The sequence below is a fragment of the Novosphingobium malaysiense genome (assembly GCF_000802225.1).
In the GTDB taxonomy this organism is placed as follows: domain Bacteria; phylum Pseudomonadota; class Alphaproteobacteria; order Sphingomonadales; family Sphingomonadaceae; genus Novosphingobium; species Novosphingobium malaysiense.
The window spans coordinates 837,965-849,686 of the sequence record NZ_JTDI01000001.1 but is presented as its reverse complement, the minus strand read 5'-3'; the positions used below and the strand labels follow the sequence as shown (position 1 = coordinate 849,686).

At 63.1% G+C, this 11,722-nt stretch carries 14 protein-coding genes and 2 pseudogenes; 12 read left to right on the top strand and 4 right to left on the bottom strand.

The features are described 5' to 3' along the window. Positions 1 to 54: 54 nt before the first annotated feature. Positions 55 to 420: a hypothetical protein gene (locus tag LK12_RS23690; protein WP_156135371.1), complete on the bottom strand. Its 366-nt coding sequence runs from the start codon at positions 418 to 420 to the stop codon at positions 55 to 57. Positions 421 to 660: 240 nt separating this feature from the next. Beyond that, the gene (locus tag LK12_RS03695) at positions 661 to 1,059 is read right to left on the bottom strand and encodes a MerR family transcriptional regulator (RefSeq protein ID WP_039279402.1); all 399 of its coding nucleotides are present in this window, start codon (positions 1,057 to 1,059) and stop codon (positions 661 to 663) included. Between the two features lie 67 nt (positions 1,060 to 1,126). Between LK12_RS03695 and LK12_RS03690 the strand changes: the two genes are divergently transcribed. The 10 genes and pseudogenes from LK12_RS03690 to LK12_RS24535 form a co-directional block, all read left to right on the top strand. Beyond that, entirely contained in the window at positions 1,127 to 1,747 is a 621-nt protein-coding gene (locus LK12_RS03690; protein ID WP_039279400.1) for a cation transporter, read from the top strand. After that, positions 1,740 to 2,135, top strand: coding sequence for a DUF3703 domain-containing protein (locus tag LK12_RS03685; protein ID WP_039279398.1), 396 nt, complete (start codon positions 1,740 to 1,742; stop codon positions 2,133 to 2,135). The genes LK12_RS03690 and LK12_RS03685 overlap by 8 nt, the downstream gene beginning before the upstream one ends. 83 nt (positions 2,136 to 2,218) lie before the next feature. Beyond that, positions 2,219 to 2,557, top strand: coding sequence for a hypothetical protein (locus tag LK12_RS24540; protein WP_156135370.1), 339 nt, complete (start codon positions 2,219 to 2,221; stop codon positions 2,555 to 2,557). Positions 2,558 to 2,622: 65 nt separating this feature from the next. Then, positions 2,623 to 3,876 (top strand): TolC family protein, encoded by a 1,254-nt coding sequence (locus tag LK12_RS03675; RefSeq protein WP_039279393.1) that lies wholly within the window; start codon positions 2,623 to 2,625, stop codon positions 3,874 to 3,876. An 11-nt stretch (positions 3,877 to 3,887) separates the two neighbouring features. Continuing rightward, positions 3,888 to 5,033: an efflux RND transporter periplasmic adaptor subunit gene (locus LK12_RS03670; protein ID WP_039279391.1), complete on the top strand. Its 1,146-nt coding sequence runs from the start codon at positions 3,888 to 3,890 to the stop codon at positions 5,031 to 5,033. Positions 5,034 to 5,091: 58 nt separating this feature from the next. Then, positions 5,092 to 8,355: an efflux RND transporter permease subunit gene (locus LK12_RS03665; RefSeq protein ID WP_156135405.1), complete on the top strand. Its 3,264-nt coding sequence runs from the start codon at positions 5,092 to 5,094 to the stop codon at positions 8,353 to 8,355. A 22-nt stretch (positions 8,356 to 8,377) separates the two neighbouring features. Then, positions 8,378 to 8,749 carry a SpoIIAA family protein gene (locus tag LK12_RS03660; protein WP_039279390.1) on the top strand — a complete coding sequence of 124 codons (372 nt, stop codon included), beginning with the start codon at positions 8,378 to 8,380 and terminating at the stop codon, positions 8,747 to 8,749. After that, positions 8,746 to 9,384 (top strand): cation diffusion facilitator family transporter, encoded by a 639-nt coding sequence (locus LK12_RS03655; RefSeq protein WP_039279387.1) that lies wholly within the window; start codon positions 8,746 to 8,748, stop codon positions 9,382 to 9,384. The genes LK12_RS03660 and LK12_RS03655 overlap by 4 nt, the downstream gene beginning before the upstream one ends. Beyond that, a pseudogene (locus tag LK12_RS03650) lies at positions 9,381 to 9,781 on the top strand (cation diffusion facilitator family transporter). The gene LK12_RS03655 and the pseudogene LK12_RS03650 overlap by 4 nt, the downstream one beginning before the upstream one ends. After that, a pseudogene (locus LK12_RS24535) lies at positions 9,775 to 9,952 on the top strand (arsenical-resistance protein); the annotation flags it as partial. The pseudogenes LK12_RS03650 and LK12_RS24535, both read left to right, overlap by 7 nt. Before the next feature lie 41 nt (positions 9,953 to 9,993). Here LK12_RS24535 and LK12_RS03645 read toward each other — a convergent pair. Continuing rightward, positions 9,994 to 10,209: a helix-turn-helix transcriptional regulator gene (locus LK12_RS03645; protein ID WP_039280259.1), complete on the bottom strand. Its 216-nt coding sequence runs from the start codon at positions 10,207 to 10,209 to the stop codon at positions 9,994 to 9,996. Continuing rightward, positions 10,202 to 10,858 carry a hypothetical protein gene (locus LK12_RS03640; RefSeq protein ID WP_231568225.1) on the bottom strand — a complete coding sequence of 219 codons (657 nt, stop codon included), beginning with the start codon at positions 10,856 to 10,858 and terminating at the stop codon, positions 10,202 to 10,204. Before LK12_RS03640 ends, LK12_RS03645 begins: the two co-directional genes overlap by 8 nt. Before the next feature lie 202 nt (positions 10,859 to 11,060). Here LK12_RS03640 and LK12_RS03635 point away from each other — a divergent pair, with 202 nt between their 5' ends. Then, positions 11,061 to 11,393: a hypothetical protein gene (locus LK12_RS03635; RefSeq protein ID WP_039280257.1), complete on the top strand. Its 333-nt coding sequence runs from the start codon at positions 11,061 to 11,063 to the stop codon at positions 11,391 to 11,393. A 31-nt stretch (positions 11,394 to 11,424) separates the two neighbouring features. Then, positions 11,425 to 11,712, top strand: a complete 288-nt coding sequence (gene traL, locus LK12_RS03630; RefSeq protein ID WP_011415885.1) for a type IV conjugative transfer system protein TraL — start codon at positions 11,425 to 11,427, stop codon at positions 11,710 to 11,712. Positions 11,713 to 11,722 lie beyond the last annotated feature (10 nt).

Genomic DNA, 11,722 nt, shown 5'->3' with positions numbered 1-11,722 from the left:
GCACGAAGCTTTACCGGAGTCGGGGAGCACGGGCAGAGCCCGCACTGACGAAGATCAGGAAATTGTTTCTGGAGGGGGTGGTTCGGGTGCAGAGGCCGAACCCCGGAGCCAGTCCTTACCCGGTGCCTGGTAGAGAGGCCGATAGGGCTGAAGGGCGGTCGCCCCGGATGCCATCTCCAACAGGAACAGCGGTGGTATGCAGTTCATCGTAACCAGGCAGTCAAGCGACATGGTCTTGCACGGCCCGCTGTCATCGGGAGCCTGATCTTGCATGCTCATCTGGCCAGGAGCCGATCGATGCATTTCTGCGCAATCCATTTTGGCCATCGGGACTTCCGGGGCCGCCGCTGCATGGGCGGCAACCTGCACGAACAGGCCGAAGCTTATGCATAATAAGGCAAAGGCGCGCAGGATGGTCACGCCACTCCAATACCCCCCGTTGGTAGTGCGATCAAGCCGATGCAGGTACACAGGTCTCTGCACCGCGCAATCTAAGGCGCGTATTTCCCAGCGAACTTACGTGAAAAGTACGCTTGTCGGGCAGTAGGTCGTAAAGAGGACTCTTTTAGAAAAGCTGCCTGCATTTTATCCCTCAAATCATCTACATGTTGGTTGTGCAGAAAGATTTATGATGCGAGAATGATTTTAAGGTAATTATCGCTAAACTTGTGGTGGCTGCGCTAGATGTTCGACTATCTGGCAATCACCAATACGACTGGCCTCACAAGATTGAAGCATCTGGCTTAGTTCGTCTCGAAGTAGAATAAGGTTCTCGATCTTTCGGTTCACCTCTTTCAACTGCTGACGAACCAGTTGATCGACATCGCTACAGGATTTGTCGTCGTTATCTGAAAGGGTTAGCAGTTCCTTCACCTGCGACATACTGAAGCCCAGTCCACGCGCACGCCGCACGAAAGACAATGTCGCCAGATGCTCGTTCGAATAATCGCGGTAATTTCCAGTTGTCCTGTCGGCGGCAGGCAGAATACCTTCACGCTCATAATAGCGGATAGTTTCCGCCTTGGTGCCGGTGGCTTTCGCAAGTTCTCCGATACGCATCGCTTGACCTTGTAGTTGCTACAAGGTGCATATGTGCTTGCGACTCGAACGTTGCAAGGAGAGCGGCATGGCGAAGTCCTGCTGCCAGACACCGGAACCCGATACCGCTGCGCACAATGATCCGCGCTGGCGCCGCGCCCTTTGGATCGCGCTCGTCGCGAACGCAGCCATGTTCATAGTCGAAATGGTAACGGGTATCGCCGCCGATTCCCGTTCGCTTCAGGCCGACGCGCTCGATTTCTTCGGCGATGCAGCGAACTATGCGATCAGCCTGGGCGTTGCCGGGATGGCGCTCGCATGGCGGGCGAAAGCTGCTCTGATAAAGGGAGCAACCATGCTCGCCTTCGGTATTTGGGTGATTGGTTACGCCATCTATGGCCTCATAGCGGGTGCCGATCCGGAGCCCGCAACGATGGGTATAGTCGGCACTCTGGCGCTGGCGACCAACGTAATCGTCGCACTCATGCTTTTCCGCTTCCGCGAGGGCGATGCGAACATGCGGTCGGTCTGGATTTGCTCGCGCAACGACGCGATCGGGAATATCGCGGTTCTCGGAGCCGCTCTCGGCGTCTTCGGAACGGGCCAGGCATGGCCCGACCTGCTGGTCGCCTCGATCATGGCCGGACTGGCGTTCTGGGGCAGCATCGAGGTGTTCGGGCAGGCACGCCGGGAGCTGGCTCATGGATAGCGATGCCGTTTTTAGAAAAGATGCGTTCCTCACAGAAGAATACCTAAGTGTAGCGAAGGCCGCGGAGGAGCAAAGTTTCGAGGAGGCCTGGCACCATCTCGAGCGCGCCCACGTGGTCGCTCAAGACCGTTTCGGACCGCACTGCGTCGCGCATTGGCGCATGCTGCGTCTTGCCTGGAGAGTAAGAGATTGGCGGGAGGTCCGCGGTCAGATGTTCAGGCTTGCGCTCGCTCCCCTGGGTAACGCTATAGGAAAGCTACCGGTCGGAAACAGCGGCCGTTCCAATGTCAGTGCTTTCGCCGAGATGGAAATAGAGCCGGAGATCAGACGCGTGCTAGGTCTATCGCCAACTCGAGATGATTGCTCATCAAAGAAAAACGCTTGGTAGAACGATCGTATTGTCATGGCATCACATCTCGTCACCCATGATTGTTCTTCCGTGGTGAAGCTCGCGCTGCTAGCGGACACCCGATGACCCGGCTCTTTGCCCGCTCCCTCTTGCTGCAGCTCGTCACGCTGTGCACCGCGCTCGGTGTCCTATGGGCACCGGTGGCGGAAGCGGTCGAATGCGCGGGAGAGCCCCCGGTCGCATCTCAGCTCGAACAGCATGACGAGCCGGGCAATGACGACACTCGCCCGGAGAAGCACGGCACCTGTGCGCATGGCCATTGCCATCACGCGTCGCAGGCCGTCGGCCAGTCGTCGAAACCCGCTGTGCTGGGCAAGGTCGTAACGGTGCTTCGTTCGACCGATCAACCCTGGTCCGCCTCTGTCCTGGCGGAACTGGCCACACCTCCTCCTCGAGCCTGAAGTTCGCCGCGCGTCAGACCAGTGATCCGACGCCCAACTGAACGTCAGCAGAGGAATAGCCATTCATGTCCGCCATATCGTGGCGAGCGGCCCCCGTCTGGGGACTGGTACTCGCCCTGTTCACGGGATCTGCCAGCGCGCAGGCCCAGCGTGTCGTCACGCTCGACGACGCCCTCGAGCTCAGCGGGGTCGCCATTGAGACCGATGCCCCCGCCACCAACCCTCGCCTCGTGGGTCCCCGCGCGGAATCCGAGGCGGCAGCGGCGCTTGTCGATCAGGCTCGCCTCCGGCCCAATCCCGAGGTGTCCTTCGAGGTCGAGAACGTCGCTGGCAGCGGGGCTTTTTCCGGCCTTCAGTCGACCGAGTATACGCTCTCGGTAGGCCAGCGTCTCGAACTCGGCGGCAAACGTTCCGCCCGTGTCGGTGCGGCTGAAGCCCAGGCCGAACTCGCTTCCCTCAGGGCCGATCTGACCACGGTGGAACTGGGCCAGTTGGTGCGCGAGCGATACCTCACGGCTGCAGCCGCAGCCGCCCGGGTCGAACTTGCGCAGGATGTGGTCGCGCGCAACGAAGAACTGGCGCGCATCGCCGGTGTCCTCGTGGAGGTCGGCCGCGAGCCGCCTCTGCGTGCGCTGAGAGCGCATGCAGCCCTCGCCGAAGCGCGCGCGCGTCTGGTCGAAGCTGAGGCGGAGAGCCTGTCGGCTCGAACAGCGCTCACCGCTCTATGGGCGGGCGGTGAAGCGCCGCTCGTTCCGGCGGAATTTCCGGATATCCTCCCGCCCGCTTCCCTAATGGCCGGGGCGACGGAAAGCCTGACCTACAGGGTCGCGCGTGCCGAGAGCACGGTTGCAGCGGCGGAGATCGAGCGGCAGCGAAGTCTGCGAATTCCCGATCCCACAGTCTCCGCGGGCGTGCGGCGCTTCGGGGAAAGCGGTGATAATGCCTTCCTCGTCGGCGTTTCGATCCCGCTTCCCTTCCGGGATCGCAACCAGGGTAACGTTGCGGCTGCCGAGGCTCGGTTGCGTGCAGCGAACGCTCGCGAAGCTGTAGCCCTCGCGGACTACGAGCAGGCGGTTGCCACCGCCCGGGCGAGGTATCTTGGTGCCGAAGCCCGCGTCGAGACCCTGTCGCAGACATCGCTCCCACAGGCGGAGGAGGCGCTGCGCCTCGTGCGCATCGGATATCGCAACGGACGTTTCCCCCTGATCGAAGTTCTCGCTGCCGCCGAGGCACGCGACACGATCCGCGAGGCGCTCATCGCCGCCCGCGAACAGAGGGGCCTGGCCGCAGCCGAACTGATCGGGCTGGCCGCACAATGAAGGATACATCCATGACACGCAGAAAGCTGGCGATCATCGTCGGTATCGTGATCGCGATTGGCGCTATGGCGCTGATATTCTGGCCGACCGCTGAGGTGGACGACCATGCGCAGGAGGAAGCGGAGGCGGAGACACCCGAGGGGGTGGTCACGCTGAGCGACGAGCAGATCAGCGAGGCCGGGATACAGCTGGCCGCCGTTCGGTCTGGTGCCGCTGTCGAGCTCGTCTTCCCGGCAACGGTCGCTGCAAGCCCCACCGCTTCCGCGCGGATCGACGCCCGCGCCTCGGGGGTCGTCCGCTCCGTTGGCAAGACGCTCGGCGACTACGTGTCGCGCGGAGAAACCGTCGCCCGGATCGAAAGCGCGGACGCTGCAGCTCTCGCCTCTCAGCTCAGTGCGGCGCGCGCGCGGGTGAGCGAGCTGTCGGCCGCCTACGAACGCGAACGGCGGTTGTTCGAAGCAAACGTCACGGCTCGCCAGGACCTGGAAGCCGCGCAGGCCAATCTCAGCGTGGCACGCTCGGAACTCCAGCGGGCGGAGGCCGCGGTCGCGGCTGCCGGCGTCAGCGGTGACGGAAGGTCGCTGGCCGTCACCTCTCCGCTAGCTGGCAGGATCACCGCCGCACCGATCGTGCTCGGGTCCTTCGTGGATGCCGGCGAGGAACTTTACCGCGTCGTCGATCCGAACGGGCTTCAGATCGAAGTGGCGCTGCCTTCAGCCGAAGCTTCTCGCATCCAGCCGGGGGACGAGGCCGTGCTGGTCGTGGGCGATGGCCGTGAAATCGGAGCCCGGGTGCGTTCGGTCACGCCTTCTCTCGATCCGGAAAGCCGCAGTGCCACTGCGGTCCTGTCGTTGTCGCGCGGTGTTCCTGGCCTTCAGCCGGGCGCGTTTCTCCAGGCGCGGATCAGACCTTCGGGTGAGATCGACCGCGACCGCATCGCGGTGCCGGAGGACGCTATACAAGTGGTCGAGGGGCGCGATGTTGTTTTCGTCCGGACGAAGACCGGGTTCCAGGCCCGCGAGGTCCAAGTCGGAACTCGGTCTGCAGGCATGGTGACGATTCTCTCCGGCCTCCAGGAGGGATGGCGGATCGCTGTCGCCAACGCCTTCCTGCTCAAGGCCGAACTCGGGAAGGAGGGCGCCGAACATGGTCACTGAAACAGAGCCCACACCCGACGTGGGAAGCCACACCGGTTCGGCCAGCCATCGCCACGGCTTGATCGGGGCCATCCTCGACATCGCCGTGCGGTTCCGCTGGGTAGTCATCGTCCTCACCGTCTTTGCCGCGATCTACGGCGCCATGAACCTTTTGCGCCTGCCGATCGATGCGGTGCCGGACATCACCAACACGCAGGTGCAGATCAACACCAGCGCGCCCGCGCTCTCCCCCTCGCAGGTAGAGACGCAAGTGACTTTCCCCATCGAGACCGGGCTTGCAGGAATCGAAGGGCTGGAGATGACCCGCTCGATTTCGCGCAACGGCTTCAGCCAGGTCACCGCGATCTTCGAAGAAGGCACTGACATCTACTTCGCGCGCCAGCAGGTGAACGAACGGCTCGCCCCGATCGGTGCCTCGCTGCCGGAAGGAGCGGAGCCCACGATGGGACCGATCTCGACGGGCCTGGGCGAAGTGCTCATGTATACGATCGAATACGAGTATCCGGGAGGTCGCGATGCGCCGAAGGGTGGTCGAACCGGCTGGCAGTCGGACGGGAGCTTCATCACCGAACGCGGCGAGCGCCTCGACACCGAGGTCGCCAAGGCAGCCTATCTTCGCACGGTGCAAGACTGGGTCGTTGCTCCGCTCATGCGCTCCATCGATGGCGTTGCAGGGGTGGATTCGATCGGTGGCTATGAGAAGCAGTTCCTGGTCCAGCCCGATCCTGCCCGTCTCACAGGCTATGGCCTGTCGTTCGACTCCCTGATCGATGCTCTGGAAGCGGCGAATCTCGCCGAGGGCGCCAACTTCGTCGATCGCGCCGGAGAGGCTCTGCTCGTCCGCGTCGATGCGCGGCTTGGGGGCACACAGGACATCGAACAGGCGGTGGTCGCAACCCGCGAGGGCGTTCCGATCCGGATCGGAGATGTCGCCTCGGTTCGCATCGGCGGCGATCTGCGAACCGGTGCTGCCTCGCTCAATGGCGAGGAGGCGGTCGTGGGCACGGTCCTCATGCGCAGCGGCGAGAACAGTCGCACCGTGGCTGCCGCCTCGGCCGAGCGGCTAGACGAGGTCCGCGCCTCGCTCCCTGCCGGAGTGGTCGCCGAGATCGTCTACAACCGCTCGTCGCTCGTCGATGCGACTATCGCGACGGTTGAAAAGAATCTCGTCGAGGGCGCGCTGCTTGTTATCGCAGTCCTGTTCCTCATGCTCGGCAATATCCGGGCAGCGATCATCGCCGCACTGGTCATCCCCATATCCATGCTGATGGCCGCCGTAGGAATGAACAGGCTCGGAGTCTCAGGCAACCTGATGAGCCTCGGGGCACTGGACTTCGGACTGATCGTCGATGGCGCGGTCATCATCGTCGAGAACAGCGTTGCACGGCTCGCCGCCAGGCAGCACCGCGAAGGCAGACTGCTCAGCCTCGGCGAGCGGCTGACCGAGACACGGCTGGCTGCACAGGAGATGATCAAGCCGACCGTCTACGGTCAGGCGATCATCCTGTTGGTCTACGCGCCGCTGCTCACTTTCACCGGTGTCGAGGGCAAGACATTCTCGCCCATGGCCATCACGGTCATGCTGGCGCTCGCCTCCGCCTTCGTGCTGTCGCTGACCTTCGTCCCCGCGATGATCGCGGTGCTCCTCAACCGCAAGCTGACCGAGAAGGAGGTCAAGCCTGTTCGGATCGCGAAGGAACGATATGGCCCGACCCTGCGCCGCGCCATCGCACGTCCATGGCCGGTGATCGGGGCAGGCGCCGGGCTCTTCGCAGTGGCGGCATTTGTGTTCTCCTTTCTCGGCAGCGAGTTCACACCGCAGCTCGAGGAGCGGGACATCGCGGTGCAGTCGCTGCGGATACCGTCAACCTCGCTCGAGCGCTCGCTCGCCATGCAGAGACAGGTGGAGGACAGGCTCGAGACCTTCCCGCAAGTCGAGCTTGTTTTCTCGCGCACCGGCACGGCCGAGGTCGCGAGTGATCCGATGCCGCCGAACGCGTCCGACGCCTACGTCATCCTGAAGCCGCGCGAGGAATGGCCCGATCCCGACCTGTCGAAGGACGAACTCGTCGCACAAATGGAGGAATCGCTGAGCGGCCTGGTCGGTAACCTCTACGAGTTCAGCCAACCCATCGAGCTGCGTTTCAACGAGCTGATCGCGGGTGTTCGCGGCGACGTTGCGGTGAAGCTTTATGGCGACGACCTGACCGCGCTGACCCGGTCAGCCGGAGAAGTGGCCGAGGTGCTGCGCGGCGTCGAGGGTGTTGCGGACGTCAAAGTCCAGCAGGTTACGGGCTTTCCCACGCTCGATATCGCCTTCGATCGCCCGACGATTGCCCGCTATGGTCTGACCGTGGAGGAGGTCGCGCAGTCCGTGGCCATCGCGCTGGGCGGCCGCCCCGCCGGGCTGGTGTTCGAGGGTGACCGCCGGTTCGATGTCGTCGTGCGGCTCGAGGATGCGACCCGGGACGATTTCGATCAGCTCGGCGCTCTTCCCATAGTCCTCGAAAACGGGGTCACCGTTCCCCTTCGCACGCTGGCGAATTTCCAGGTGGTCGATGGTCTCGCCGAGGTGCGGCGTGAGCAGGGGCGCCGACTGGTGATCGTGTCGGCGAACGTGCGCGAGCGTGATCTCGGCTCGTTTGTCGAGGAGGCGCGCGCAGGCGTCTCCGATAACGTCGAACTACCGGCTGCCTCCTTCATCGAATGGGGCGGGCAATACCAGAACCTCCAGGCTGCGCAGGCAAGGCTCGCCCTCGTCGTTCCGGTATGCTTTGCGCTGGTGTTGCTGCTTCTGTTCATGGCGCTCGGCGGCTGGGTTCCAGCACTCGCGGTGTTCAGCGCGATCCCGATGGCGCTGGCAGGCGGTGTGTTCGCCCTCGCACTGAGGGGGATGCCTTTCTCGGTTTCCGCCGCGGTGGGCTTCATAGCTCTTTCGGGTGTCGCGGTGCTGAACGGCCTCGTGATGATGACAGCGATACGCCAGCGCCTGGAGAAAGGCCTCCTTCTCGAGGATGCGATATGTGGTGGGGCGTTGGCCAGGCTGCGGCCGGTGCTGATGACCGCGCTGGTGGCCTCGCTCGGCTTCGTGCCGATGGCCATCGCGACCGGAACCGGCGCCGAAGTGCAGCGTCCATTGGCTACGGTGGTGATCGGCGGATTGATTACCGCGACCGCGCTTACGCTCTTCGTTCTGCCCGCGATCGCGCGGCTCGTGCTCAATCGATCGGACGATGAGCGCAGCTGGCGCGAGAAGTGGTGGGATCGCCTGCGTCGGAATGTGACCAGTGACGAGCAGCGCGAGCTGACGGACATCGCATGACGGTCCGGGAAAGGAGAAAACGATGTTGAAGATAGACGAAGAGAACGGGCTGCTGCGGATACGTGCCAGTGGCAAACTCGAAAGCTCGGACTACGATGACTTCGTGCCTCGGTTCGAACAGCTTGTCGGGCGAAAGCCCGGCAAGCTGCCGATGGTAATCGAACTCGCGTCCGATTTCGCGGGCTGGGATCTCGGCGGACTCTGGCGCGACCTCAAGTTCGACGCGCATCATAAGGACAGCTTTGGCAGGATCGCCATCGTCGGCGATGCGAAATGGGAGGAATGGGGCACCAGGCTCTCCGATCCTCTCATCCGCGCCGAAATGAAGTTCTTCGAGGCCTCCCAGCACCAGGTTGCCGAGAACTGGGCCCGATCCGGGGAGGACACGGCATGAGTGGTGACCATGATATCGATCTCGGTTCGGCGGGGAAGCGCCGGACGCTGTGGATCGTGCTCTGGCTGAACGTCGCGATCGCGATCGGGTTCTTCGTCGTCGGCTACTTCGCGGATTCTAACGCGCTGTTGGCGAACGGGCTCGACAATTCTTCGGATGCAATCGTTTACGCACTGAGCCTGCTGGCGTTGACCCGCTCGCGCGTCTGGAAACGCGGGGCCGCACGCTTCTCCGGTATCATGCTGTTTATATTCGGCGTGGGCGTCATTGCAGATGCCGTGCGCCGGTTCCTCGAAGGGTCGGATCCGGGGGGCGTCATGATGCTGGCGATGGCTGCAGTGGCGGCCGTCGTAAACCTGATCTGCCTGCGGTTGCTTCAGAAGACCAAAGAGAAGGACGTCAGCATGCGCGCTGCAACGACGTTCAGCTTCAACGACTTCATTGCCAATGGCGGGATCATCGTCGCCGGCATCGTCGTCATGCTGACGGGTGCCAACTGGCCCGATTTGGTCGTGGGCATCGCGGTCGCGTGTATTGCGCTTTACGGCAGTGTTCAGATCCTGCGCGACGCTCACATGGATATTCATGACGAGGAAGGCAGCGAGCATCAGAAGGGCGACCAGTTCCAGCGATGAGCGCGAATCACGATCATGGTGGGGGCCACGCCGGGCATAGCCACGGCGAGGAAAACCTCAGCGATCGGCAGCTGATCTTCGCTGTGGCGATCGACGTTCTGCTTACTCTGGCGCAGATCGTTGGCGGGATCGTGTCGGGTTCGCTCGCGCTCATAGCCGAAGCGCTGCACAATTTCAGCGATGCGGTCTCGCGTGGTTCGCGCGCCGGATAGGACGGCGCCCCGCAGACAAGCTGATGACCTTCGGCTACGCGCAGGGCGAGGTTGTCGCAGCGCTCATCAACCTGACCACGCTACTGATTGTCGGGTTCTACCTGCTGGTGGAGGCCATCAATCGGTTTGCCAGGCCCCAACCGATTGAAGGATGGACGGTGATCGCCGTGGTGGGCACGCGCTGATCGGCACGTCGAATTTCTTTGAACTCGCCGTGGCGGTGGCAATTGGCCTGTTCGGGCTGGGTAGTGGCGCGGCGCTAGCGACAGTCGTCGGCGTGCTCGTCGAGGTGCCGGTTAATGTTGTCTCTGGTTGCGATTGCGAACCGAACTCGGAGAAGCTTCGCAGCCGGTTAGGCCTAAGGGTAGAGTATTGCCCGACGTATCGGTTTAAATGTCTACTTTAGGCGGGTGGTGATCCAGGCCTCTACCTCATCTTCCGCCCACGCCACCGAGTATCCACCCAGCTGCACCGGCTTCGGAAACTTGCCCTCAGCCATCCAGCGATAGATCGTCGAACGGCCGAGCCCGACACGGTGCTGAACCTCGGGCAAGCGAATGAGCCGCGTCACCCGGCGAGACTCCGTCGCGCCTTTGTCGATCTCTTCACCCACGATGGCCTCCCTCAGCACCGGCGAAGACATCGCCAAGCAGCGCATCCTTTCGTTCAAGCTCATCGATGTGGTCGGAGAGCAGGCGCGCAACCCGGTGCGCGGTGCCCTTGGCCCAACGCGGCTTCACGTGATGCACCTGGTTGCCCAAGACACGCTCAAGCGCGGAAGGCAGCTCTCCGGAAAAGTCCTCGAAGAACTGCGCGAGGTCCGATTGCAACCACGCAATCGCGTGATCGCCGCCGCTGACGAGGAACAGCAGCAGGTGCGCATTAGGAGCGACGCCGCACGCGGCGAGAATGCGCAAGGCTTCTCCGAGGCTGGCCGAGCGCTCGCCGGCAAGGATGCGGCGCAAAGCGTCCTTATGGATCTGCGTATCGCGCGCGATGTCGCAGCGGGCACGACCGCTGCCTTCGACAGCGGCCAAAAGCAGCCGGGCGAGGTCGGCGCGAACCTGTTGTTCGGCAAAGAGCGCCATGTTGGTCATCGACGAATCCTTATCTCTAGAAGTGATGGACTCACCGGCTAACCGCGAAGGAAGCCTGTAGGAAAACGAAAAGAACATTAAGAGAACATAGAGGAAGGAACGAATCAGCTTCCTTCGACGATTCGCGCGAATTCCGTCCGCACCAGCGCAGATCGCGGCTCGCATCGCTCAGAAGCCGGTACAGTCGGCGCTGCTCCGCGATCAGCCTGCGCGAATCCCGGCCAGCGCACCTCCCGATGTCGCTTTTTGCTTGGTTGGCAGCCCCAAAATCCAGTTCCCGATTTCCTACAGCCCGGCTCCGGGGAGAGGAAGGAACATACAGCGAACGTATCGCTGGCTGATGTTCAATCCCTCGGAGTTTCCATCCATGACCACCAAGACTGCCCTTCCGGTCCAGCAGCGCACGCTCAACCGCGTTCGTGGCCGCGACTACATTCTTCCCGCCTGCGTGGCGCTGGCCTGCGCCGGTGCCGCCTTTGCCGGCGCGGACACCACCTTCGATCCCGCGCTGACCAAGTTCACCGACTTTCTCGAAGGCTCGGGCGGCAAGATCATCACCGTGCTCAGCCTCGCGGGCGGTCTGATCGGTCTCGCCTCAGGGCGCTTTTCGCTCGGCCAGGTCGCGGTGCCGGTCGGCGTCGGGATCGGTGTCGGCACCGGCGTGCCGATCGTCACCTCGGTCGTGACCGCGGTCATCTGATCAGCGGATCCGGTCACGACAGGAGGGCGGCATGGCCGACAGGTACCTTGTTCCACGGCGGCTCGACGACCCGGAGCTCATCGGCTTCTGGACCATCGACGAGTTTGCAGGGATTCTCATTCCCTTCGCCTGGGGCATTCTTGCGCAGCATATCTTCATCGGTATCGGCCTGGCCGCGGGGGCCTGGCTTGCCTTGCGGAAGGCAAAGGCACGCGGCGCCGGTTCGGCACTGGTGCATGCTGCGTACTGGTACCTGCCCGGGAGCTTTCTCGGTCTGAAAGCCACGCCGCCCTCCCACTGCCGCCTGTTGGCGGGCTGAGGGAGGCGAC